The sequence below is a fragment of the Streptomyces sp. V4I8 genome, from assembly GCF_041261225.1.
Taxonomy (GTDB): domain Bacteria; phylum Actinomycetota; class Actinomycetes; order Streptomycetales; family Streptomycetaceae; genus Streptomyces.
Map to the genome: position 1 here is coordinate 7388864 of NZ_JBGCCN010000001.1, position 24178 is coordinate 7413041.

Annotated in this window: 18 protein-coding genes and 1 pseudogene; 12 read left to right on the forward strand and 7 right to left on the reverse strand. The window is 72.9% G+C overall.

From position 1 onward, the window contains the following. Nucleotides 1-57 precede the first annotated feature (57 nt). Nucleotides 58-1275, forward strand: coding sequence for an NADH-ubiquinone oxidoreductase-F iron-sulfur binding region domain-containing protein (locus ABIE67_RS33680; protein WP_370265149.1), 1218 nt, complete (start codon nt 58-60; stop codon nt 1273-1275). Beyond that, nucleotides 1196-1474, forward strand: a complete 279-nt coding sequence (locus ABIE67_RS33685) for a ferredoxin (protein ID WP_370265150.1) — start codon at nt 1196-1198, stop codon at nt 1472-1474. The genes ABIE67_RS33680 and ABIE67_RS33685 overlap by 80 nt, the downstream gene beginning before the upstream one ends. 66 nt (nt 1475-1540) lie before the next feature. Here the strand turns inward: ABIE67_RS33685 and ABIE67_RS33690 are convergent, their stop codons facing one another. From ABIE67_RS33690 to ABIE67_RS33700, 3 genes are all read right to left on the reverse strand, one after another. Further along, the gene (locus ABIE67_RS33690) at nt 1541-2440 is read right to left on the reverse strand and encodes an aminoglycoside phosphotransferase family protein (RefSeq protein ID WP_370265152.1); all 900 of its coding nucleotides are present in this window, start codon (nt 2438-2440) and stop codon (nt 1541-1543) included. A gap of 67 nt (nt 2441-2507) precedes the next feature. Further along, complete coding sequence (locus tag ABIE67_RS33695) at nt 2508-3002, reverse strand: ferritin-like domain-containing protein (protein WP_370265153.1); 495 nt, start codon at nt 3000-3002, stop codon at nt 2508-2510. Beyond that, the gene (locus ABIE67_RS33700; protein ID WP_370265154.1) at nt 2999-3571 is read right to left on the reverse strand and encodes a hypothetical protein; all 573 of its coding nucleotides are present in this window, start codon (nt 3569-3571) and stop codon (nt 2999-3001) included. The genes ABIE67_RS33695 and ABIE67_RS33700 overlap by 4 nt, the downstream gene beginning before the upstream one ends. Nucleotides 3572-3781: 210 nt before the next feature. Between ABIE67_RS33700 and rimP the strand changes: the two genes are divergently transcribed. From rimP to ABIE67_RS33745, 9 genes are all read left to right on the forward strand, one after another. Continuing rightward, nucleotides 3782-4288: a ribosome maturation factor RimP gene (gene rimP / locus ABIE67_RS33705; RefSeq protein ID WP_370265155.1), complete on the forward strand. Its 507-nt coding sequence runs from the start codon at nt 3782-3784 to the stop codon at nt 4286-4288. Between the two features lie 2 nt (nt 4289-4290). Then, nucleotides 4291-5277, forward strand: coding sequence for a transcription termination factor NusA (gene nusA / locus ABIE67_RS33710; RefSeq protein WP_030054478.1), 987 nt, complete (start codon nt 4291-4293; stop codon nt 5275-5277). Between the two features lie 104 nt (nt 5278-5381). Continuing rightward, nucleotides 5382-5678 (forward strand): YlxR family protein, encoded by a 297-nt coding sequence (locus ABIE67_RS33715; RefSeq protein ID WP_079056305.1) that lies wholly within the window; start codon nt 5382-5384, stop codon nt 5676-5678. 146 nt (nt 5679-5824) lie between these two features. Next, entirely contained in the window at nt 5825-8953 is a 3129-nt protein-coding gene (gene infB / locus ABIE67_RS33720; RefSeq protein WP_370265156.1) for a translation initiation factor IF-2, read from the forward strand. 186 nt (nt 8954-9139) lie between these two features. Further along, on the forward strand, nt 9140-9433 hold the full coding sequence (locus tag ABIE67_RS33725) for a DUF503 domain-containing protein (protein ID WP_370265157.1): 294 nt from the start codon (nt 9140-9142) through the stop codon (nt 9431-9433). A 37-nt stretch (nt 9434-9470) separates the two neighbouring features. Beyond that, entirely contained in the window at nt 9471-9926 is a 456-nt protein-coding gene (gene rbfA, locus ABIE67_RS33730) for a 30S ribosome-binding factor RbfA (RefSeq protein ID WP_370265158.1), read from the forward strand. Further along, the gene (truB, locus tag ABIE67_RS33735) at nt 9923-10828 is read left to right on the forward strand and encodes a tRNA pseudouridine(55) synthase TruB (protein ID WP_370265159.1); all 906 of its coding nucleotides are present in this window, start codon (nt 9923-9925) and stop codon (nt 10826-10828) included. The genes rbfA and truB overlap by 4 nt, the downstream gene beginning before the upstream one ends. A 293-nt stretch (nt 10829-11121) precedes the next feature. Further along, entirely contained in the window at nt 11122-14871 is a 3750-nt protein-coding gene (locus ABIE67_RS33740) for a trypsin-like peptidase domain-containing protein (protein ID WP_370265160.1), read from the forward strand. A 151-nt stretch (nt 14872-15022) separates the two neighbouring features. Further along, nucleotides 15023-15973: a bifunctional riboflavin kinase/FAD synthetase gene (locus ABIE67_RS33745; RefSeq protein WP_370265161.1), complete on the forward strand. Its 951-nt coding sequence runs from the start codon at nt 15023-15025 to the stop codon at nt 15971-15973. Between the two features lie 149 nt (nt 15974-16122). Here ABIE67_RS33745 and ABIE67_RS33750 read toward each other — a convergent pair whose 3' ends face one another. The 4 genes and pseudogenes from ABIE67_RS33750 to eccE form a co-directional block, all read right to left on the reverse strand. After that, nucleotides 16123-19101, reverse strand: a complete 2979-nt coding sequence (locus ABIE67_RS33750; RefSeq protein WP_370269201.1) for an AAA family ATPase — start codon at nt 19099-19101, stop codon at nt 16123-16125. A gap of 171 nt (nt 19102-19272) precedes the next feature. Continuing rightward, nucleotides 19273-19464: pseudogene (locus tag ABIE67_RS33755) on the reverse strand (SCO5717 family growth-regulating ATPase); the annotation flags it as partial. A 228-nt stretch (nt 19465-19692) separates the two neighbouring features. After that, the gene (locus ABIE67_RS33760; RefSeq protein ID WP_370265162.1) at nt 19693-20535 is read right to left on the reverse strand and encodes a hypothetical protein; all 843 of its coding nucleotides are present in this window, start codon (nt 20533-20535) and stop codon (nt 19693-19695) included. Beyond that, nucleotides 20535-21863 carry a type VII secretion protein EccE gene (gene eccE, locus ABIE67_RS33765; RefSeq protein WP_370265163.1) on the reverse strand — a complete coding sequence of 443 codons (1329 nt, stop codon included), beginning with the start codon at nt 21861-21863 and terminating at the stop codon, nt 20535-20537. Before eccE ends, ABIE67_RS33760 begins: the two co-directional genes overlap by 1 nt. A 580-nt stretch (nt 21864-22443) precedes the next feature. Between eccE and eccB the strand changes: the two genes are divergently transcribed. After that, nucleotides 22444-24018 carry a type VII secretion protein EccB gene (eccB, locus tag ABIE67_RS33770; RefSeq protein ID WP_370265164.1) on the forward strand — a complete coding sequence of 525 codons (1575 nt, stop codon included), beginning with the start codon at nt 22444-22446 and terminating at the stop codon, nt 24016-24018. The last annotated feature ends 160 nt before the right edge of the window (nt 24019-24178 follow it).

A 24178-nucleotide genomic window follows, 5' to 3' on the forward strand; every position in this document is an offset into this window, starting at 1 on the left:
TCACAGCTTTCCCTCAGGCCGTTCCCCGACCGTAGGACGTGACACAGCGTCACTACGGTGGGGAACGGTCATGCGTACCAGGGAACGGGGTGCCGCGGCAGCGGTCCGCAGAGGAGCACAGCGCACGGCGGCCGCCGCGGCGGCGATCACGCTGGCGGCCGCCGCCGGAGTGTTCACGCTGATCGGCGTACCGTCGCCGAGTCCGGCCTCACCGGGCGCGGGGGAGCGGCGTTCCCGGTCCACCGCAAGCTGCTGTCGGTGGCCGAGGCCGGCCGCCGCACGGGCCGCACTCCCGTCGTCGTGGCCAACGGCGCCGAGGGCGAGCCCGCGAGCCGTAAGGACAGAACCCTGCTGCGCCTCTCACCCCATCTCGTCCTGGACGGCGTGCAGTCGGCCGCCCTGGCGGTCGGCGCGAGGGAGGCCCGCCTGGCGGTGGAGGACGGCGCGTCCTCCCTGGAGTCGGCCCTGACCCAGCGGCACGGCGACCCCGTCCCCGTCCGTGTCGTACGCCTCCCCAGACGGTTCCTGTCGGGCGAGTCCTCGGCCCTCGTCCAGTACGTCTCGGGAGGCCCGGCCCTGCCCACGTACCAGAGCCCGCCGGTCCGCGAACGCGGGGTCCACCGTGCCCCGACCCTCGTCCAGAACGTCGAGACGCTGGCCCACCTCGCCCTGATCGCCCGCTACGGCGCCGACTGGTTCCGCTCCGCCGGCCCCCCGGCCCAGCCCGGCAGCGCCCTGTGCACGGTGCATGTGCCGGGACGCGAACCCCGGGTCGTGGAAGCCCCGTTCGGCATGCCACTGCACCGCCTGCTGCCCCTGGACGGCATGTCGGCCGTCCTCGTCGGCGGCTACCACGGCACCTGGATCCCGGCCGCCGAAGCCGCCCGACTCGCCCTGAACCCGCCACACTTGGGCGCGGGCGTCCTCGCCGCCCTCCCCGCCGACCGCTGCGGCCTGACCGAAACCGCCCGCGTACTGCGCTACCCGGCCCTGCAGTCGGCCGGCCAGTGCGGCCCCTGCCTCAACGGCCTGCCCCGCATGGCCGCCGCCTTCGCCACCCTGTCCGCCCCCGGCCCCCAGGGCAGCACCCGAGCCGACATCGCCCGCTGGGCCGGCCTGACCGAAGGGCGCGGCGCCTGCCACCACCCCGACGGCACGGTCCGCCTGGTCCGCAGCGCCCTGACGACGTTCGCGAGTGAACTCGACGCCCACGCCGACGGGTGGTGCACGGCGACTGACCGCACACCCCTGCTGCCGGTCCCCCAGGAGAGCTGACACGGACCAGCACATAGCCATCGACTGGACGTCCTGCGAGGGCCACGGACCGTGCGCGGAGCTCCTGTCGGACATCACGCCGGACGAGTGGGGTTACCCGCTCGTGGACGACGATTCAGCCCCGCCCCGCACGGCGAAACGGGCCCGCAGAGCAGCGGCCTACTGTCCCGCGCTGGCCTTCAGACTGACGGCGAGGTGACGCCGCCAAGGGGCGCGGGGAACTGCGCGAGCAACCACGAAGCACCCGCAGCCGACAACGCACCCCTCATAGCCACCCGGCAAACTCCAGCAACAACTCGGCATCCCTGGGCCGGCCCACCCTCAGCGCCCGCACCCCCGACTCCACGGCCCGGAACAACGTCCACCCCCGCAACCGCTCCTGATCCACCTCCAACGACTCCGCGAGCCGCTTCACCCGCCGCCGCGTGATCGCCGCCCCCGAAGGCGAGGCAATCAGATCCTCCACCCGGTCCCGCACCAGCCGAGCCAGATCAAAAGCGCACTCACCCACCACCGGATCCGGCCCCACGGCCAACCACGGCATCCGCTCACCGGCGAGAACCTTGCTCTGCCGAAACGTCCCGTGGAGCAGCCGCTCCTCAGGCGGCGCCACCAGCAACTCCGCCCGCGCGCCCACCGCGGCGTCGACCAACACCGCCACCTCACCGAAGCCCGACGCGGTAGCCCGCATCGCCTCCGCCTGCCGCCCCGTCCGCTCGGCGACGCTCTCGAAGGAGTGACCGGCAGGCGGCTCGACCCACAGCCGCCGCAGTGTCCCCGCAGCCTCCAGCAACGCCTTCGCCTCGGGCAACGACCGCACGGACACATCCGGGTGCAGCCGCTCCAGCAGCAGCACACCCTCGACCTGGGGATCGTCCAGCAGCTGCACGGCGCCCATCCCGCCCCAGTGCGCGAGAGCGCCCCGCTCGCTCTCGGGGCGGAACCGGCGCGGGGCCAGCTTGAGCACGGCGGGGGTGCCGTCAGCGCGCCGCACCAGTACCACCAGGCTGCTGCGGCCGCCCGGCACCTGCACCCGCTCAACGGTCAACTCGCGTAGCGCGACGGCCTGGTGGGCCGCCTCCGGCAGCTTCTCCAACCAGTCGTCACCGTCCGGCGCCGTTTCACCGAGCGCCCTGACCAGACGCTGCGGCGGTTCGAAAGCCATGCGCGAGTCGTTCCCTTCCCGTACTTCCCGTACTGCCCCTACGCGTTCGCCGGCCGGCCGGCCGGAGTCAGGCGGTGGGCGCCGGCGACGCCGACGCGGTGCCCGCCCGCTCGGCGAGCCCAGGGAAGGCTACGCTCTCGCCCCGCCAGCGCACCGCCCGCACCGCCGCCTCCCGCAGCGCCTCGGCCGCCGTACCCCGCAACTCACCCTCGGCTGCCCGCACCAGGTCGGAGTACACCCCGGCAACCCGGTCCTCCAGCCCGGCGGCGAACTGGACGGCCGCGGCCGAGTCCGGCACCGGGAACGGCAGCGCGTACGCGGCGCTCGCGGCGACCGGCTCGGCGCCCAGGTCGCGAACCTCGCGCGCCAGCGCGTCCCGCCGCGCCCGGTGCGCGTCATACGCCGCGCGTGCCTCCGAGCGCTGCTCCTCGCGGATCCGGCCGCCCACGACGCCGTATCCGTACACGGCCGCGTGCTCGGCGGCGAGGGCCGCCTGAAGGGCCTTCAGCTGCTCTTTCTCTTCCTTCTCATCCTTCTTGTCCTTCTTGCCGGACTCGCTCACTTGGCCCCCTCCGTCAGCAGGTATGCGTGCGCCGCCCCGGCCGCCGCCACGGAGGCCAGCAGCCGCGCGAGTTCGCCCGGCAGGCCGAGCAGTGTCTTCGTCCGGAGGTCCGCGAGCGCCCGTTCGGCGGCGGCGAGCTCGGCCAGCGCGTCCCACTCGTTCACCGGCACGGCGGCCGACGGGGACGCCGACGGCGACGGTGAGGCGGCCCCGGCTTCCGGCGCCCCGGACGTCGTGGAAGGTGCCCCCGTAGGTGCCGCCGAAGGCCCGGACGTTCCCCCGCCGAACGCCTCCACATGCCGTACGGCTTCCGCCCGCAGCGGCCCCACCAGCACCGCCAGTGCCGGATGGGCGGCGAGCACCGCGTCGTACCGCTCGACGAGCCCCTCGCTGTCCCGGGCCGCACGCGCGCGTGCCCGCTCCGCCAGCGACGGGCTGCCGCCGGTGCCGCCGTCCGAGTCCTCGGACCCGGCGGAACAGCCCACCAGCAGCGCTGCCCCGGCGACCGAGGCGAGCAGGGTTCTTCTGCGCGGTCCCGAGGGGGAGCGCGGCGGCGAGGGGTACGGCACGGCAGACGTCCTCGGGGAACTCATACGAAAGCGGTTACGGGAACAGCGGGTCGAACAGGCCCGTGATCACCGTACCCGCGCAACCGGACGGCACCACTCATCGGCACCGTCCGTGCGCAGGTGGACGGCAACAGCCCTTGCGACCGGATACCCTTTGACCAGACACGCGACCCATCCCACAACAGCACACGCGGCCGAGGAGTCACCCGGATGAGCACCACCCAGAGCGAGAGGCTGCGAGAACTACTGGAGCCGCTCGTCAGCTCCCAGGGCCTGGATCTCGAAGAGCTCGCAGTGGACTCCGTCGGACGCAAGCGGGTGCTGCGCGTTGTCGTCGACTCCGACACCGGTGCCGACCTGGACCGGATCGCCGATGTGAGCCGCGCGCTCTCGGCGAAGCTCGACGAGACGGACGCGATGGGCGAGGGCGAGTACACCCTCGAGGTGGGTACCCCGGGTGCGGAGCGCGCCCTCACCGAGCACCGCCACTACGTGCGCGCCGTCGACCGGCTGGTGAAGTTCCAACTGGTCGAGGGCGGCGAGCTGGTGGCCCGGATCCTCGAAGTCGACGACGAAGGCCTCGACCTCGAAGTGCCGGGAGTGAAGGGCCGCAAGCCCACCAGCCGCAGACTCGGCTTCCCGGAGATCGACAAGGCGCGCGTGCAGGTCGAGTTCAACCGCAAGGACAGCAAGAACGAGAAGGAAGAGGAGGCGTAGCCGTGGACATCGACATGAGTGCCCTGCGGGGCTTGGTACGGGAGAAGGAGATCTCCTTCCCCCTGCTGGTCGAGGCGATCGAGTCGGCCCTCCTCATCGCCTACCACCGCACCGAGGGAAGCCGCCGCCACGCGCGCGTGGAGCTGAACCGGGAGACCGGCCATGTGACCGTGTGGGCGAAGGAGGATCCCGAGGATCTGGAGGAGGGCCAGGAGGCCCGCGAGTTCGACGACACCCCGTCCGGCTTCGGCCGTATCGCCGCCACCACCGCCAAGCAGGTCATCCTGCAGCGGCTGCGCGACGCCGAGGACGACGCGACGCTCGGCGAGTACGCCGGCCGTGAGGGCGACATCGTCACCGGCGTGGTCCAGCAGGGCCGCGACCCGAAGAACGTGCTCGTGGACATCGGCAAGCTGGAGGCCATCCTCCCGGTGCAGGAGCAGGTGCCCGGCGAGACGTATCCGCACGGGATGCGGCTGCGCTCGTACGTCGTACGAGTGGCGAAGGGCGTCCGCGGTCCGTCCGTGACCCTCTCGCGCACGCACCCCAACCTGGTGAAGAAGCTCTTCGCGCTGGAGGTGCCGGAGATCGCCGACGGGTCCGTCGAGATCGCCGCCATCGCCCGTGAGGCCGGTCACCGCACGAAGATCGCCGTCCGGTCCACCCGCAGCGGCCTGAACGCCAAGGGTGCCTGCATCGGCCCCATGGGCGGCCGAGTGCGCAATGTCATGGGCGAGCTGAACGGCGAGAAGATCGACATCGTCGACTGGTCGGACGACCCGGCCGAGATGGTGGCGAACGCGCTGTCGCCCGCCCGGGTCTCCAAGGTGGAGGTCGTGGACATGGCGGCCCGGTCGGCGCGCGTGACCGTGCCCGACTACCAGCTGTCGCTGGCGATCGGGAAGGAAGGGCAGAACGCCCGACTCGCGGCCCGGCTGACCGGCTGGCGGATCGACATCCGTCCGGACACCGAGCAGGCCGGGGAATAGATCCCGGCCTCAGGTCGCTCAGATCACGTCAGGTTACTGCGCGGCAACTGTTCGAATCCTGCCCCCAAAGGGGTGAGGTCGCTACGGGGAGGTAGACTTAAGAGATGTCTGGCCGGACACGCGTCCGCGCATGCCCTGAACGCACCTGTGTGGGGTGCCGGGAGCGAGCGGCCAAGGCTGATCTGCTGCGGATCGTGGCGATCAAGGACGAGTGCGTCCCTGATCCTCGCGGTACGCTGCCCGGCCGGGGTGCGTATGTACACCCCGCACTGGTCTGTCTCGACCAGGCGGTGCGCCGCCGGGCGTTCACGCGGGCGTTGCGCGCCCCGGGAGCGCTCGACACAAAGGCGTTGCGCCAGTACGTCGAGCAGACAACAGTTGCTGAGCAGGCAACACCGTAAGACGCGTCGCGCGGAACCCCCGTGCGGCCCTGGTACCCCGCGAGTTGGAAGTAGGTCGAGATTGCGATGAGCACTCGATGAGCACGCGATGAGTACGCCCATGAAGTAGCGACGGTCCGGACACACCCGGACCTAAAAGGAGCGAAGTGGCTAAGGTCCGGGTATACGAACTCGCCAAGGAGTTCGGAGTTGAGAGCAAGGTCGTCATGGCCAAGCTCCAAGAACTCGGTGAATTCGTCCGTTCGGCGTCTTCGACCATCGAAGCGCCCGTCGTCCGTAAGTTGACGGACGCCCTCCAGCAGGGCAACGGAGGCGGCAAGTCCGCCCCCGCCCGCAAGGCTGCCCCGGCGAAGCCGGCGGCCCCCTCTCCGGCGCAGGCCGCCCGTCCGGCCGCCCCGCGCCCGCCGGCCCCCAAGCCGGCCGCAGCCGAGAAGCCCGCGGCTCCCGCCGCGCCGGCCACTCCCGGCCCCCGTCCCACCCCGGGCCCGAAGCCCGCGCCGCGGCCCGCCCCGGCGTCCCCGGCTCCGACCACGCCCGAGTTCACGGCGCCCCCGGCGGCTCCCGCCGCCCCGGCCGCCTCTCAGGGCCAGGGCCAGGGCTCCGGCCCGCGTCCGGGCGCCCCGCGTCCGGCCGGCCAGGCCCCGCGTCCCGGCGCCCCGCGTCCGGGTGGCCCCGGCCAGGGTGGCCAGGGCCGTGGTGACCGCGGCGACCGTCCCGGCGCTCCGCGTCCGGGTGGCGGCGCCCAGCGTCCCGGCGGTCGTCCGGCCGGTCCCCGTCCGGGCAACAACCCGTTCACCTCTGGTGGCTCCACCGGCATGGCGCGCCCGCAGGCGCCCCGTCCGGGCGGCGCCCCGCGTCCCGGCGGCCAGGGCGGCCCCGGTGCTCCCGGCGGCGCTCCGCGTCCGCAGGGCCAGGGCGGTCCCCGTCCCCAGGGCGCGGCGGGCGGTCCCCGTCCGCAGGCTCCGGGCGGCGCGCGTCCCACCCCGGGCGGCATGCCCCGTCCGCAGGGCGGCGGCCCGCGTCCCGGCGGCGGCCCCGGCGGTCCGCGTCCGAACCCCGGCATGATGCCGCAGCGTCCTGCTGCCGGCCCGCGTCCCGGTGGCGGTGGCCCCGGTGGCCGTGGTCCCGGTGGCGGCGGTCGTCCCGGTGGCGGCGGTGGCGGTCGTCCGGGTGGCGGCGGCTTCGCCGGTCGTCCCGGTGGCGGCGGTGGCGGCGGCTTCGCCGGCCGTCCCGGCGGTCCCGGTGGCGGCGGTGGCGGTTTCGCCGGTCGTCCCGGTGGTCCCGGCGGTGGCGGCGGTGGCCGTCCCGGCTTCGGTGGCCGTCCCGGCGGTCCCGGTGGCCGTGGTGGCACGCAGGGCGCCTTCGGTCGTCCCGGCGGTCCCGCGCGTCGTGGCCGTAAGTCGAAGCGGCAGAGGCGCCAGGAGTACGAGGCCATGCAGGCCCCGTCGGTCGGCGGTGTGATGCTGCCTCGCGGCAACGGACAGTCCGTCCGCCTGTCGCGTGGTGCGTCCCTCACCGACTTCGCGGAGAAGATCAACGCCAACCCGGCGTCGCTCGTCGCCGTGATGATGAACCTCGGCGAGATGGTCACTGCCACGCAGTCCGTCTCCGACGAGACCCTCCAGTTGCTCGCCGGCGAGATGAACTACGTCGTCGAGATCGTCAGCCCGGAGGAGGAGGACCGCGAGCTGCTCGAGTCCTTCGACATCGAGTTCGGCGAGGACGAGGGCGGCGAGGAATTCCTCATGCCGCGTCCGCCGGTCGTGACCGTCATGGGTCACGTCGACCACGGTAAGACCCGACTGCTGGACACCATCCGCAAGACGAACGTCGTCGCGGGCGAGGCCGGCGGTATCACGCAGCACATCGGTGCGTACCAGGTCGCCACCCAGGTCAACGACGAAGAGCGCAGGATCACCTTCATCGACACCCCGGGTCACGAGGCGTTCACCGCCATGCGTGCCCGTGGTGCGAAGTCGACCGATATCGCGATCCTGGTCGTCGCGGCCAACGACGGCGTCATGCCGCAGACGGTCGAGGCGCTCAACCACGCCAAGGCGGCCGACGTCCCGATCGTCGTCGCGGTCAACAAGATCGACGTCGAGGGCGCGGACCCGACCAAGGTGCGCGGTCAGCTGACCGAGTACGGCCTGGTGGCCGAGGAGTACGGCGGCGACACGATGTTCGTCGACATCTCCGCCAAGCAGGGCCTCAACATCGAGAGCCTGCTGGAGGCCGTGGTCCTCACCGCGGACGCCTCGCTCGACCTGCGGGCCAACCCGGAGCAGGACGCGCAGGGTATTGCGATCGAGTCCCACCTCGACCGCGGCCGCGGTGCCGTCGCCACCGTCCTGGTGCAGCGAGGCACCCTGCGGGTCGGCGACACCATGGTGGTCGGCGACGCGTACGGCCGTGTCCGCGCGATGCTCGACGACAAGGGCGAGAACGTGGAAGAGGCGGGTCCGTCGACCCCGGTCCTCGTCCTCGGTCTCACCAACGTCCCGGGCGCCGGCGACAACTTCCTGGTCGTCGACGAGGACCGCACGGCGCGTCAGATCGCCGAGAAGCGCGCGGCGCGTGAGCGCAACGCCAACTTCGCCCGCCGGGGTGTCCGGTTCTCCCTGGAGAACCTGGACGAGGCCCTCAAGGCCGGTCTGGTGCAGGAACTCAACCTCATCATCAAGGGCGACGCGTCCGGTTCGGTGGAGGCTCTCGAGTCCTCGCTGCTCCAGCTCGACGTCGGCGAAGAGGTCGACATCCGCGTCCTGCACCGCGGTGTGGGTGCGGTCACCGAGTCGGACATCGACCTGGCGACCGGCTCCGACGCCATCGTCATCGGCTTCAACGTCCGCGCTGCGGGCCGCGCGGCGCAGATGGCGGAGCGCGAGGGCGTCGACGTCCGGTACTACTCGGTGATCTACCAGGCCATCGAGGAGATCGAGGCGGCCCTCAAGGGCATGCTCAAGCCGGAGTACGAGGAGGTCGAGCTCGGCACGGCGGAGATCCGCGAGGTCTTCAAGTCGTCCAAGCTGGGCAACATCGCCGGTGTCCTGGTCCGCTCGGGCGAGGTCAAGCGCAACACCAAGGCGCGCCTCATCCGCGACGGCAAGGTCATCGCGGAGAGCCTCACCATCTCCGGTCTGCGTCGCTTCAAGGACGACGTCACCGAGATCCGCGAAGGGTTCGAGGGCGGTATCAACCTCGGCAACTTCAACGACATCAAGGTCGACGACGTCATCGCGACGTACGAGATGCGGGAGAAGCCGCGGGCGTAGCAGCTGACGGTTCGTGCCGGCCGGCGGGACTTCGGTTCCGTCGGCCGGCACGCCGTTTGGCCGTCGGTCAGCGGTGCGTAATATCCGTCGATCGGTTCACCCTCTTCGATGTACCGTTCTGATGTCCCTGCCCGACCAGCCGGCAGGGCCATCGATCCCGGGCCGGCGGGTGAACCGGTTGCACACATGTATGTGGGGACTCTGTCCTTCGACCTGCTCCTCGGTGACGTGCGCTCACTGAAGGAGAAGCGTTCTCTCGTCCGTCCGATCGTGGCCGAACTCCAACGCAAGTACGCGGTGAGCGTGGCGGAGACGGGGCACCAGAACCTCCACCGCAGGGCCGAGATCGGGCTTGCGGTGGTCTCCGGGGACACGGGACACCTCACCGACCTGCTGGACCGCTGTGAGCGGCTGGTCGCCGGGCGACCCGAGGTGGAACTGCTCTCGGTTCGACGCAGACTCCACAGCGACGAAGACTGAAGCAAGCAGCAAGAGAAGTTACGAAGGAGACGGACCAGTGGCCGACAACGCGCGGGCGAAAAGGCTGGCGGACCTCATCCGAGAGGTGGTGGCCCAGAAGCTGCTGCGCGGGATCAAGGACCCGCGGCTCGGCTCACAGGTCACCATCACGGACACCCGGGTCACGGGTGACCTGCGGGAGGCGACCGTCTTCTACACGGTGTACGGGGACGACGAGGAGCGGGCGGCCGCGGCCGCCGGCCTGGAGAGCGCCAAGGGCGTGCTCCGGTCGGCCGTCGGGGCGGCCGCGGGCGTGAAGTTCACGCCGACCCTCACCTTCGTCGCCGACGCCCTGCCGGACACCGCACGCACCATCGATGACCTCCTCGACAAGGCGCGCCAGTCCGACGAGAAGGTGCGCGAGGTGTCCGCGGGCGCGAAGTACGCAGGCGAGGCGGACCCGTACCGCAAGCCGGGCGCCGAGGACGAGACGGACGGCGACACCGCGGAATGACGCAGAAGCACACCACGCCCGACGGCCTTGTCATCGTCGACAAGCCGTCGGGCTTCACTTCGCACGACGTCGTCGCCAAGATGCGCGGCATCGCGCGCACCCGCCGCGTCGGGCACGCCGGCACCCTCGACCCCATGGCGACGGGCGTCCTCGTCCTCGGCGTCGAGAAGGCGACCAAGCTCCTCGGTCATCTGGCCCTGACCGAGAAGGAGTACCTGGGCACCATCCGCCTGGGCCAGACCACGGTCACCGATGACGCCGAGGGCGAGATCACGGGGTCGGCCGACGCCTCGAAGGTCACCCGCGACGGCATCGACGCCGGGATCGCCAAGCTGTCCGGCGACATCATGCAGGTGCCGTCCAAGGTCAGCGCCATCAAGATCGACGGCGTGCGCTCCTACAAGCGGGCGCGGGAGGGCGAGGAGTTCGAGATCCCGGCGCGGCCGGTCACCGTCTCGTCCTTCTCGGTGTACGACGTCCGGGACGCCGTCGCCGACGACGGCACCGCCGTTCTCGACCTGGTCGTGTCGGTGGTCTGCTCCTCCGGCACCTACATCCGCGCCCTCGCCCGTGACCTCGGCGCCGGCCTGGGCGTCGGCGGCCACCTCACGGCGCTGCGCCGCACCCGGGTCGGGCCGTACAAGCTGGACGCCGCCAGGACGCTGGACCAGCTCCAGCAGGAACTCACGGTGATGCCGATCGCCGAGGCCGTCGCGGCCGCGTTCGCGCGCTGGGACGTGGATGCCAAGCGGGCCCGGCTGCTCACGAACGGGGTCCGCCTCGACATGCCCGACGAGTACGCCGGTGCCGGTTCCGTCGCCGTCTTCGGCCCCGAGGGCCGCCTCCTCGCGCTCGTGGAGGAACACAAGGGCAAGGCGAAAAGCCTGGCCGTCTTCGGCTGACGCCCGCCCGGGCCGCCGAGTCGTGGGTGCCGCTGTCCGGTGGCTGCCCGTGGAGCGGCGGTCACGGGGTCGTGCCCGCCGCTCCACGGTCCCCCCTCGGTTCCCCCACCCCTAGGGTGTGTCCAGCGACGCCCGCCCGTTCACCCGTCCGTGCAGGCGCTCGGAGTGAACCGAGGGAGCGGAAGGGGGCGCGTTCGCTGCGCGATCTGTCCCGCTGATCACATCGCGCCTACCGTCGAAAAAACAGGGCGTAGGCGTATGGGCGTGTGGGCGCGCGGCGGGGAGGTTCGACGATGGCGGGACGGGGCCCGGGGGCGGGCGGCGACCGCCGGATGCCGGACGGTAGGCGGGCGGCGGGGGACGCGTGGGGCACGCGGGACGCCGCGTGGGGTGTTCGGGATCTGGGGGAGGCTTCGGGGCCCTGGGCCACACCTGACGACCTCGGCGGGGACGGGAGCGCCGGCACCCGACGCTCACCGCGCACCGAACCCCACGACGACGGTCGGGCCCGTCACGCGCGCGGTCATGACAGCCGTGACAGCCGTGACGGTCTGGGCGCCCGAGTCCGCGACAAAGCCCTGGTGCGCGTTCACGACCTGGCCGGACGGCCCCGCGGCCTCGGGTTCGTGGCCGACCACCGCGGCACGGTCGTCACCGGCCATGAGGTCGTCGACGGTCTGCCCCGGCTGGTTCTGCGTGCCGTCGAGGGGGACCGCAGCTGTGTGGTGCCCGCGACCGCGGTGACCCCGTTGCCCGACCTGGGCCTGGCCCTCGTACGGACCGGGGGGCTGGGCGTGGACCCGTTTCCGGTGACCGTGCGGGACCGGGTCGAGACCGGCGCGTACGTCCGGATCGTGGCCGGCGGCTGGCGGGAGGCGCGGGTGCTGGGCGCGGTGCCCGTGACGTACCCGGTGCCGAACCGCTTCCATCTCATCGGCGGCGCCCTGGAGTTGGCGATCGGCACGGCCGGCCGGGACGCGCTGCGGCTGGGCGGTGGGGCGGCCGGAGGGCCTGTGCTCGATGCCGGGACGGGCGCCGTCGTGGGCGTCCTCGGCACGGCGCTGCAGTCCGGCCAACGCGACTCCGTCTTCGCCGTGCCGCTCACTTCACCACCCGACGGCCCGCTGGCCGAGCTGCTCGCCGAGAACGCGGCGACGGTGCCGGCGTACGGTGCCGACCTCAACCCGGCGGGCGTACTGGAACTGACGGCCACGTCGGTCGGGCAGGACGGTCCGCCGGGGGCGCAGGCGGGCCACGAGGGACGGGCCGACGCCGGGGGAGGGGGAGCCGTGGCCCCGGTCGAACGGGCCTCGACGGCACGGGAGTTCAGCGCCTTCACCGCGAGCCGGGCCTCCGTACTGGGCCTGGTCGGGCGCCCCGGCAGCGGCCGTACGACGGAACTCGCGGCCCTGGCCGCCCGCCGCCACCGCGGCCCCGAAGCGGCTCCCACGCTGTGGCTGCGCGGCGCCGACCTGAAGGACGACGACACCTCGGTCGCCGACGCCGCGCGCCGGGCGCTGGCCCGAGCAGCCCGCATCGTGGCGGCGGCCGTCTCCTGCGACCCCGCCGCCCTGGGCGACACGACCCCGGAGCGCCTGGCCCACCTCTCCCGCACCACCGGCCGCCCCCTCCTGCTCCTCCTGGACGGCCCGGAGGAAATGCCGCCCGTCCTGGCCCACCGGCTCACGGAGTGGACCGAGGGCACGGAGGAATGGCTGCGGGTGACGGGGACGCGGCTGGTGGTGGCGTGCCGGGCGGAGTACTGGGAGGGGGCGGGCGCCGAGTTCCCGGAGGAATCGCTGTACGGCTCCGTCGACCGGGCGGCGCACGGAACGTCCGGGCGGTTCCCGCCCTGCGTACGGCTCGACGACCTCACCCCCGACGAGGCCCGGCAGGCCCGCGCCCGCCACGGCATCCCGGAAGGCGCCCTCACCGGCCCCGATGCCCGCCACCCCCTCACGCTCCGCCTCCTCGCCGACGTGCGCGCCGCCCTCCCCGACCCCCCGGCCGCGCCCGTCGGCCGCGACGACGTCCTCTCCGCCCACCTCGACCTCATGTGCCTGCGCATCGCCGTCCGCCTCGCCGCCGAGAACGGCCTGCGCGGCACCGCCGTACGCCGCCTCGCCGCCAAGGTCTCCGGCCAGGTCCACGAGGCCGCCCGCCGCAGCCTCGGACCGGGCCAGGGAGAGCTGGACCGGGAGTCGTTCGAGGCCGTCTTCCCGTGGCGCCAGGCGCCCGCGCGGCTCGGCGGCGGTACCGGCTGGGCCTCCGCCGTCCTCACCGAAGGGCTCCTCGTCCCCGCCGGCAACGGCTACCGCTTCGCCCACGAGGAACTCGCCGACTGGATCCAGGGCATGCACCTCGACCTGGACGAGGCCCTGCACGCCCTGGTCCACCGCCGCCGCACCGACCCCGACGCCGAGCACCCCCTCCCCGTCCCGCACCACCGCATCGGTCCCGTCGTCCAGGCGCTTCTGCTGCTTCCACGGCATCAGGGTTCCCGTCAACTCGCCGCCAAAATGGAGGAGTTGGCGGATGCGCTGGACGCCGACCGCACCTCCTGGTGGGCCGCCCGGCTCCTCGCCGAGACCCTGCTGCGCGTCCCCGACGCGACGCCGTACCTGGACGTACTGCGCCGCCTCACCGACCGGATCGTGGGCCTGCGGCGCCGGCAGCGTGCCGTACCCGCGGAGTTCGGCCCCGGCTTCTGGACCGCGCTGCCGCTCCCGGACGCCGAGCGCCTCGACCTGCTCCGCCGCCTCGTCCTCACCGACGGCCCGCCGTCGACCGACGCCGGCGACGTCACCGACGCCGACGAGGCCGGGCACCCCGGGCACCCCCGGTACCTGGACGCCGTCGCCCGTCTCCTCGCCGCCGACCCCACCGCCGTACAACGCCACCTCACCCGCTGGTTCGACGACGACCGGCCGCTGCCCGCCACCCCGCACGCGACCGTCGCCCACGCCGCCCAGGCCCTGCTCCACACGCACCGCCACCGCGCCCTCGACGACCTCACCGAGACGCTCGTCGACAGCGCGCACCGCAAAGCCGACGAACTCCTCGCCGTACTGGCCGAGGAGGAAACGTCCGCGATCTGCCGGGCCGTGGACCGCTGGGCGCACGACGAACGGCCCGGGCGGCGCGTCGCGGCGGCGGCGTACGGGGTGCGCGCCGCGCCCCATGTGCGCACCGAGGCCGACCGTGAGCTGCTCCGCCACGCCGCCCTCGCCCTGCTCGCCCGCCCCGACGACTGCTCCCTGCACGGCGGCGCGCTCGCCGTCCTCGTCCGGGACCCGCGCACGCGCACCTGCCATCTCCCGCAGGCGATGGCGCACTTCGCGGCCGCCGACCCCCAACTGCCGCCCAGCGCCCTGGTCGTCGCCCTGGCCACCCACCCCGACCAGGTCCTCGAAGCCTTCCGGGCGCGTCTGAGCCGACCGGACGCCGGAGAGGCGCTGCGCACCCTCGCCGACGTCACGACGCCCGGCCTCGCACGCAGGGCCGCCGCCGTCGTACGGGACGCGGTGCGGTGGTGCCCCGAGACCGCCGCGGACGTGGCCGCGTACGTCGACCGGCGCCTCGACCATGGTCCCGGCGCCCGCGCCGTTCTCCTCCCGCTGGTCACCGGCCTGCTGGACGGCGGCACGGAACAGCTGCGGGCCGCCCTCGCCGTCGTACTCGCCACTCCCGGCACTCCCGACTCCCGCGCCCTGCGCCGCGAGCTCCTGGACTTCCTCCTCGCCCACGAGCACGCGCCCGCCGTCCTCGACGCCTTCCTGCACGCCACCGTCCGGCGGGGCGGCGACCGGCCGGACGACGGCCTGCGCGACCTCGTCCACCACACCGGTCTGCTCCTGGTCCGCACGCCGGACGGCGCGGCCCGCTTCGACCGCGGCCTGGTCGACCTGGGCCGCCATGTCCCCGGCTTCGCCGCGCGGGTCGCCGGCTGGCTGACCGACACCCCGCAGGAGTGGACGGCGGTGGTGGGCCCGAGTGCCCGCCGGATGATCGAGAACCTGTCCGGCGTCCGGGTCCCCGCATGAGCACCGCGACCGCACGTGCACCGCGTCCGCACGTGCACCCGGTCACAGCACCCATGCCGATGCGGGCCGTGAGCGCCCGGCATGGCACCCTTAGACCTGCGTGAGAGCGTACGGGCAAAGACGGACACGGGTTCGACGAGGAGCGGTCACAGTGCAGCGCTGGCGTGGCTTGGAGGACATCCCCCAGGACTGGGGGCGCAGCGTCGTCACCATCGGCTCCTACGACGGGGTCCACCGCGGGCACCAGCTGATCATTCGGCATGCCGTGGACCGCGCCCGTGAGCTGGGCGTCCCCGTCGTCGTCGTCACCTTCGACCCGCACCCCAGCGAGGTCGTCCGCCCCGGCAGCCACCCGCCCCTGCTCGCCCCGCACCACCGCCGCGCCGACCTCATGGCCGAGCTGGGCGTGGACGCGGTGCTGATCCTCCCCTTCACGACCGAGTTCTCGAAGCTGTCGTCGGCCGACTTCGTCGTCAAGGTCCTGGTCGACAAGCTGCACGCCAAGGCGGTCGTCGAGGGCCCCAACTTCCGCTTCGGACACCGCGCCGCGGGGAACGTCGAGTTCCTCGCCGAGCAGGGCAAGACCTACGACTACGAGGTCGAGGTCGTCGACCTGTACGTCACCGGCGAGGCCGGCGGCGGTGAGCCCTTCTCCTCCACCCTGACCCGGCGCCTGGTCGCCGAGGGCGACGTCGAGGGCGCCGCCGAGATCCTGGGCCGCCCGCACCGCGTGGAGGGCGTCGTCGTACGCGGGGCTCAGCGGGGCCGGGAGCTCGGCTTCCCCACGGCCAACGTGGAGACGCTCCCGCATACCGCCATCCCCGCCGACGGCGTCTACGCCGGCTGGCTGCACGCCCAGGGCGAGACCATGCCGGCCGCGATCTCCGTCGGCACCAACCCGCAGTTCGACGGCACCGAGCGCACCGTCGAGGCGTACGCGATCGACCGGGTGGGCCTGGACCTGTACGGCCTGCACGTCGCCGTCGACTTCCTCGCCTTCGTCCGCGGTCAGGCGAAGTTCGAGTCGCTGGACGCCCTGCTGGAGCAGATGGCCGAGGACGTGAAGCGCTGCCGGGAGCTGATCGCGGCCGCCGAGCAGTAGCCATTCAGTAGCCCGTCGGTAGCCAGTCAGTAGGCCGTCGGTAGTCAATCAGTAGCCCGTCGGTAGTCAGTCAGTAGTCAGTTGTACGACGACGAAGGGCGGCCGGAGCCTCAGAGGCTCCGGCCGCCCTTCGTCGTTCGCGCGACGCGCTACTGCTGCGTCCAGCCGGGCGGTACGGCGCCCTGCTGAGGCTGGCCCTGCTGTGGGTCCTGCGGCGGGGGAGCCTGCTGCTGCCAGCCCTGGCCCGGCGCCGGCTGCTGCGGGGCCTGCCCCCAGCCCTGGCCCGGCTGCGGGGCGCCGCCCGGCTGGGCGTAGGGCTGCTGGGGCTGCTGCTGCGGGGCGGGGTAGCCCTGCTGCTCCGGATACCCCTGCTGCTCCGGGTAGCCCTGCTGCGGATGCTGCTGGTACTGCATGTTCGGGTTGCCGAAGCCCTGCTGGGTGCGCGCGATGTCCTCGGCGATGACAGAGGCGAGGTCGAAGTAGGCCTCGCGGGTCTTCGGACGCATCATGTCGAGGTCCACCTCGGCACCCGCGGCAAGGTGCTCGTCGAAGGGGATCACGACGACACCGCGGCAACGGGTCTCGAAGTGCGCGACGATGTCCTCGACCTTGATCATCTTGCCCGTCTCGCGGACACCGGAGATCACGGTGATCGACCGCTGGACGAGATCGGCGAACCCGTTCGCCGACAGCCAGTCGAGCGTCGTCGAGGCGCTGCTCGCACCGTCCACCGACGGGGTGGAGATGATGATCAGCTGGTGGGCGAGGTCCAGCACTCCGCGCATCGCGCTGTAGAGCAGACCGGTACCCGAGTCCGTGAGGATGATCGGGTACTGCTTGCCGAGCACGTCGAGCGCGCTGCGGTAGTCCTGGTCGTTGAAGGTGGTGGAGACCGCCGGGTCCACGTCGTTGGCGATGATCTCGAGGCCCGAGGGCGCCTGCGAGGTGAAGCGGCGGATGTCCATGTAGCTGTTGAGCTGCGGGATCGCCTGCACCAGGTCACGGATGGTGGCACCCGTCTCGCGCCGCACCCGTCGGCCGAGCGTACCGGCGTCCGGGTTGGCGTCGATCGCCAGGATCTTGTCCTGGCGCTCGCTGGCGAGCGTGGCGCCGAGCGCCATCGTCGTCGTGGTCTTGCCGACGCCGCCCTTGAGGCTGATGACCGCGATCCGGTAGCAGGACATCACCGGCGTACGGATCAGACCCAGCTTCCGCTCCCGCTCCGCGGCCTCCTTCTTGGCGCCGAGCTTGAAGCGGGACGGGGCCTGGTTGTTCTTGCGGGCCTTGGGCTGGTTGCGCAACAGCCGGTCGGAGGACAGCTCCACGGCCGCGTTGTAGCCGAGCGGGGTACCGGGCGCGGCCTGCTGCTGGGGAGCACCGGGTCCGGCCTGGGGGCCGGGCGGGGCGCTCCAGCCCTGGTTGCCCTGGCCCTGGTTGCCGTAGGGGGCGGGCGGGGCAGCGGGGTTCTGCTGCGGTGCCTGCTGCTGCGGTGCCTGCTGTTGGGGCTGGGCCGGGGGCTGCTGTTGGGGTGCGGGCTGCTGCGCCTGCTGCGGCTGGGGGTAGCCGTAGCCGCCCTGCTGGGGCGGGTAGCCGTAGCCGGGCTGTGCGGGGTGCTGCGGCTGCTGGGGGTAGCCGTAACCGTCGGGCTGGGGCTGGCCCGGCTGGGGCTGTCCCGGGTGCGGCTGAGCCTGTTGGGACATCGGCTGCGGCTGGGGCTGCCCGGGCTGCGGCGCCTGGTGCGGGTAGCCGTATCCGTCGGCCTGCGGCTGGGGCTGCGGCTGAGGCTGCCCGGGCTGCGGCGCCTGCTGGGGGTAGCCGTACCCGGCGGCCTGCGGCTGCGGCTGGCCGGGCTGGTGTGCCTGCCGTGGGTCGGCGGGCGCGGGCTGGCCGCCCTGCGCCGGGTATCCGGGCTGCGGCTGGGCGGGGCCGAACGAGCCCTGCGCCGGGGGCTGGTGCGCGGGCTGGCCGGCCTGGTCGGGGTGCGGCTGGGCCGGGGCCTGGGGGTAGCCGTAACCGGGAGCCTGCCTGGCGGCTGCGGCTGCCGCCACGGCCTGCGGGTCCGGGTATCCGGCCTGCGGCGGCACTCCCTGGGCGGGGTGCGCGGGCGCAAAGCCCTGCGGCAGCGGGGGGAGTCCCTGGCTGGGCTGGGGCGGCAACGGGGTCTGGCCGGTGGGCTGGCCCTGCGGCTGCTCCGGGGCCTGTCCGGGCTGTGCCTGCGGCCGCACCGGGACCTGTCCGGTCGACTGGGCGTGCGGCTGCTGTGCGGGAGCAGCGGGTGCGGGCGCGGACTGCGCGTCCGGGGCTGCCTCCGGCTCCGCCTCGGCCGTCACGGGAGTGGCCGGGTGCTCGGGCTGGGCGGGGGAGTCCGCGTCGGCCTGGCCGTGCGCCGACTCGTCGCCCTCGGCGCCGGACACGGACGCGATGGCGTCACCCGACTCCGCCTCGTCGTTCCGCTCCTCCTCCGGCTCCACGTCGTCGTCATCGCCGAACAGCCGCGCGGCCTCGGCGTCGGCTGCGGCGTGGTTGAGCTCCGGCTCCGGCTCGGCCACCGGCTGGGCGGGGGCGGGCTGTTCGGGGACGGGCGGCGCCGGGACGCCGGCCGCCGGGGTGGCGGTCGGGGCCGCGCCGGCCTGGGCGTCCGTGTCGACCGGACGCAGCACGGGGAAGCCCGGGGCGCCGGGCGGCTGGGCGGGCGCGGGCTGTTGGGGGGGTGCGGCGGCGGGCGGCTGGGCGGGCGCGTGCTGTTGGGGGGGTGCGGCGGCGGGCGGCTGGGCGGGCGCGTGCTGCGGAGGCACGCCGAAGCCGCCGGAGGTGTCCTGGCCCTGCGGGGGGACACCGAAGCCACCGGACGTGTCCTGACCCTGCTGGGGGTAGCCGTAGCCGCCCGAAGTGCCCTGGCCCTGCGGGGGAACGCCGAAGCCACCGGACGTGTCCTGACCCTGCTGGGGCGCACCGGCTCCCGGCTGCTGGGGGTAGCCGTACCCGCCCGGCGCGGGGGCGCCCGGCGCGGACTGCTGCTGCGGAAATCCGTAGCCACCCGTCGCGGGGCCCTGCTGGGGCGCGCTCGGCGTGCCCTGAGCCGGGGTGGCCTGCGAGGGCTGGGCCGGCTGCGCGGGCTGCTGGGGCACGCCCTGGGCCGGTGGCTGCGCCGGCCCGGGAACGTGCGGTCCCGGACCCTGCGGTGCGGCGCCGGGCGGCCCCGTGGGCGACCCGACGGGCGAACCGGTCGGCGGGGGTGGCGAAGGCCGGCCGCCGCCGTCCTGCTGCGCGTCGGACGGGGAACCACTTTGCGTACTTTGGGCGTACCAGGCGGGAGGTGTGTAGACGATTTCGAACTCGCCGGTGAGATCCACCTCGTGATCGTCCCCGTCCGAGGAAGGGCTCCCGCCGTTGTACTCGGACCGATCCCTGTTCACTGCTTGCCTCCTGGTCAGCCACTGCTGCTGAGCTGGTCGTCGTCGCGGCCGGGCGGACCGAGTGGCTAGTCCCACGCGACTGCGATCGTCACCGCACCACCAGAAGCCTAATCACTCGCATGGCGGGACGGAAAAGCCCCATGGGCGCGGACGCTATAGGTCCGGGTACGTGGACGGAAGGGCCGCATGGGCGCGGACGGCAGGCCCCGAGGTCGAGGTCCCGTCACGCCAGGCGGCCGAAGCGTCCCAACACCCCGTGGCCGAGGCGGCCGTTCGCGCCCCGCTCCCGGAGACGACGACGTGTCAGTCCATACGGCGGGCTACACCGAGCAGCCCCGTCTCCGCATCGGTGGGTTCGGTCATGACGAACTTCTGATGCTTGCGAGTGCACCACAGGGCGACGCCGTCGTGAAGGGTCGGCAGGTGCTGAAGTTGCTCCTCCGGGATACCCAGCGTGTCACGCACGGCCTCGGTCTCGTAGGGCGAGATGCGCTGAATCCCCACCAAATGGGCCTGAGCCAGCCAGCGCGGCGCATGCTCACTGACGAACGGCAGCACGGTCACCACGGCCTGCCACGGCACGGACGTCACACGACCGCGCGGCGGGCGGATGCCACAGTCCCGGATCAGCACGACCGGACTCGACACGGAGGGCCCCTGCGCCGGCACCCGGCCGACCGGATAGACCGTCACGCACTGCTGGCCACCGCCCGCCGCCTGGGCCAACTGCTGCCAGGCCTGCGGACGACCGGTCTCGACGCCCACGCGCGCTCCCGTCGCGGCCGCCCGCAACGCCAGCACCTGGGCGAGCCACAGACCACCCACGAGCACGACGTCGAACGGGGTCGGACGGGACAGGCCGAGCACCGCCGGCTGTGATTCCGGGTCGGTGCCGATGAGGACACCGTCGTCACCGATCGGCATGCTGATGGCCGCGAGCTCGTCCACGGTGACGACATGACGGTTCCGGCGCGGACCGCGCAGCCCGAAGCCCGGGCTGAAGATACGGCGTTGCTGCTGCGGGGCGTCCGGCTGCCGGATGATCGGGATCATGCCGGTGTCGGTGGGCGAGGCCACGTGTGCCGGCGTGCGCCCGGGGGCCCGGCCCTGCTGCCCCGGGGGCATGGTCGACGCGGGGTGGGACATCAGTACGTACCTCCGAGCGGCAGAGTGGCGAGAGCACCGGGGACCTGCTCCCGGTCGAGACGGACCAGCCCGACCTTCGCGGCACCGGCGGCCCGCTCCAACTCGCGCCCCACCTGGCCGAGTTCACTGTCACCGCGGGCGGTGACCCGGACGTGCCCGGTGAGGGCGACACCCCGGTTGCCCGCCTTGCTCAGGGTCATGCTGAACGTCGTGGCGAGCACGGGCAGCGAGGTGAGCCGCGTCACCAGCTCGGGCAGCGCCACACCGCCACTTCCCAACTGCGGCCAACGGGACACCCAGTACGTCGTGTGCCACCGGTCGTCGACCCGCCAGGTGCGGACCGCCTCGACCGTACGGCGCTGAGGCGTCCGCCCGTCCTGGGAGTGCTGCGCGTTGGCGCGCGGGTTCAGGCAGCTGGACGTCGCGAGTGCCTGCACCAGCTCGGTCTCGTCGAGGATGGTCGCCTTGAAACCGGCCCCGGCCAGCCGGCTCGCCAGCTGATCCGCCACCCGCAGCAGCGCGCGCTGCGCACCGGGAACGCCGTCCCCACGGGCCTTGACCGCCTCCGGGCACAGCTCCGGGTCGAGCTTGAGGGCGACCCAGGTGAGGCGGAGCGCGGGCGAACCGGCCTGCGCCTGCAGGGGGCCGTACGACCGCGCGGCCAGCGACTGCTGCGGCAGATGCGGCGCCGGCGCGGGCTGGGTGTGCTGCACGACCTGGACGGAGGCCAGACGGATCCCGTCGACCTCCAGGGCGTCCTGGATCAGCCGCAGCGGCAGCTGCCGGTCGGCGGCGCCGGGGCGCAACGGCTGGTCCCCGGGCTGCACGAACAGGACGGCGGTCAGGAAGGACCCGTCGCCGATCATGCCGATCGAACGGTCGTCACGGGAGACGAAGGAGTACGTCCGCAGGGCGGGGTCGCACTCCACGACCGGCGCCAGCATCGCGTCCGTCCCCGGCGGAACGGGCTGCTTGGCGTCGCGTCGGCGCTGCCGCAGCGCGCGCGACGTCTCGTACCACTCGGGCAGCGGCCGGCGGCCCCGGCGCAGGACCGCCAGGAGCAGCAGCAGCGCCGCCACGATGCCGGCCGGGACCAGCAGCCAGGACTGGTCGGCGGCCCAGGCGGCCAGCATGACCGCCGCCGCCAGCTCCACCAGGACGAGCTGCTGCAGCCGTACCGGGCCCAGACCGCCCGGGCGGGGCAGCGTGCGCGGCGACGCGGCGGCGGTCTGGGCGGCCGGAGCGGCTGACGCACGTCTGCCGCGGCTCGGACCTCCCTGTTGCTGCTGTGCGCGGCGTCCGCGCCGAGTGCTCGTAGCGCTGGTCATCCCCCGGGACATCCCTTTCGCGAAGTAAGTGGCCGTTGGCCGGGCGGGTTCCTCTGTTCCGAGAGGTCCGCGATCCCGGCGACGGGCCAGGGGCACCGATGGCCCACAACATCCATGCGGGTGGCTCACGGTACCCGCTGCGGAACACCAGGCGACACAGGGGACACCCAAAACCCAGGTGGTCAGCCTGTCATGGACCGACCTCGCGTGGTGGAGCGCTGCGGTGAAGCTCTGTGAAGATGCGGGGGCGGCCGCAGACCTGATGGCTCGTCGCCCGGCGGCGCAAGGCATAGTAGGGGCCTGCGCGACCGAAGTGGCCTGAGGAGTCGGTCTTTCGAGTCGGCCTCTCGAGCGCGATCGAGTCACCACGAACGCGATCGAGTAGTACGGACGAGGCCGACGAGCAGCACGGACGAGGCCGAGCAGCACGGACGAGGCCGACAGCGCCGGCGAGGCCGAACAGCACGGCCGCAGTCGGACAGCACGGCCGCAGTCGGACAGCACGGCCGCGGTCGGACAGCACGGCCGCGGTCGGACATCGCAACACGAACGAGCATGACAAACGGGAGATACGGGGACCATGGCAAAGCGTCGGGATGAGCTCGCCGCCTACACGTTCGCTCGCAAGCGCACCGTCGCGGCGTTCCTGGCGCCGTCGCCGGGCGGCTCGGAGGAAGGCGCTCCGCGTCCCATTCGTACGGTGATGCCCAGCCTCGGTGTGGGCCTCGTGCTGGTCATCGGGTTCATCGCCTGGGGCGTGATCAAGCCCACGGCACCCAAGGGCTGGGACACGCCGGGCGAGTACATCATCGTCGACAGCGACTCGACGACGCGGTACGTGGTCCTCGACCCGGACCCGAAGGACGGCAAGGTGGAGAAGGTCCTCCACCCGGTCCTCAACTACGCCTCCGCCAAGCTGCTGCTCGACAAGGGCAAGGGCAGCGTCCTGGAGGTCCCCGGCAAGGAGATCGACAAGAGCGGCATCCGGCACGGCGCGACCATCGGCATTCCGTACGCCCCCGACCGGCTGCCGTCCAAGGACGACGCGCAGAAGCCGAAGTCCTGGGCGGTGTGCGAGCGTCCGGTCGAGGGGGCGGCCCGCGCCATCGACCGTGCCGTGTTCGTCCTCAACGCGAATGACGCCAAGGCGCTCAACAACGCGGGGAAGGTTGACCCCCGCGAGGCCCTGTACGTCCGTGACTCGAGGACCAAGGTGGACTACCTGGTCGACAGCAAGGGCACCAAGTTCCAGCTGGGCAGCCCGTCGCTGGAGCCGACCACCATGGAGAAGCTGCGCGCCGCCGCCATCGGCACCACGGCCGCGGGGTCCGAACCGCAGCTGGTGAGCTCGGAATGGCTGAGCACCCTCAACGACGGCGGAGTGATCACCTTCCCGACCATCGATGGAGCCGGTGGGCCGACCCAGGTCCAGGGGCTTCCGGCCGAGGCGCAGGTGGGCCGGGTGATCAAGGCGGAGGAGGCGCACATCACGCAGTACTACGTCGTCCTCAAGGACAAGGTCGCCGCCATCACGCCCTTCGTCGCCGGCCTGGTCAGGGCGGCATGGGGCCAGGACGAGAGCGCCGACATCAAGCTCTCGACGCCGAAGGTCATCGACGCCAACGGCGGCGACGCGCAGCCCTTCTACAAGGACAAGGGCTGGTTCGAGACCGTTCCGAAGCAGGCCAACTCCCCTGCCTCCGCGACCGCCGAGGCCCGTACCACCTCGTGCAGCGTCTACGACGGCACCATCGGCCAGGGCAACAAGCCCCAGCTCGCGGCCTGGGCCGGTACGGCGTACCCGAAGCGGATCGTCGCCGACTCGCTGAGCGCCTACGTCTCGTCCGGCTCCGGTCTCCTCTTCACGGAGATCACCGGTGCGGCAGGGGGCGGCGGTGCGCAGTACCTGCTGACCGACACGGGCCTGCGGTACTCGCTGCCGAGGAGCAACGACAGCGCGGCGCAGGGAAGCGACTCCTCTACGGGCGCTTCGGACTCCTCGAACGGCGACGCGAGCGAGACGGACAAGGCGCGCACGCGGCTGGGCTACGAGGACGTGTCCAAGCCCGCGATCGTGCCGCAGACGTGGGCGGCGTTCATCCCCAAGGGCCCCATGCTGGACACCGGCAGCGCCGCGCAGGAACAGAGCCAGTGACCCGCCAACAGGCGTACGGGCGCACGCACTTGAGAGTGAGACGGCGCGAGAGTCACAGGATGATCGCTCAAGTGTGTGAGCCGTGTAACTGATTGGTCTTGCCTGTGGTTGAGTGACAGGCTGACGATAGAGTGTTTGCAGCGCTCAAGCGTGCGAAGCT

Bases quoted from the DNA above. Each gene is read 5' to 3' on its own strand.
- rimP (WP_370265155.1), top strand. From the start codon at position 3,782: ATGAGCACCACCCAGAGCGAGAGGCTGCGAGAACTACTGGAGCCGCTC.
- truB (WP_370265159.1), top strand. From the start codon at position 9,923: ATGACGCAGAAGCACACCACGCCCGACGGCCTTGTCATCGTCGACAAG.
- ABIE67_RS33715 (WP_079056305.1), top strand. From the start codon at position 5,382: ATGTCTGGCCGGACACGCGTCCGCGCATGCCCTGAACGCACCTGTGTG.
- eccE (WP_370265163.1), bottom strand. From the start codon at position 21,863: ATGACCAGCGCTACGAGCACTCGGCGCGGACGCCGCGCACAGCAGCAA.
- ABIE67_RS33760 (WP_370265162.1), bottom strand. From the start codon at position 20,535: ATGTCCCACCCCGCGTCGACCATGCCCCCGGGGCAGCAGGGCCGGGCC.
- ABIE67_RS33725 (WP_370265157.1), top strand. From the start codon at position 9,140: ATGTATGTGGGGACTCTGTCCTTCGACCTGCTCCTCGGTGACGTGCGC.
- ABIE67_RS33740 (WP_370265160.1), top strand. From the start codon at position 11,122: ATGGCGGGACGGGGCCCGGGGGCGGGCGGCGACCGCCGGATGCCGGAC.
- eccB (WP_370265164.1), top strand. From the start codon at position 22,444: ATGGCAAAGCGTCGGGATGAGCTCGCCGCCTACACGTTCGCTCGCAAG.
- ABIE67_RS33690 (WP_370265152.1), bottom strand. From the start codon at position 2,440: ATGGCTTTCGAACCGCCGCAGCGTCTGGTCAGGGCGCTCGGTGAAACG.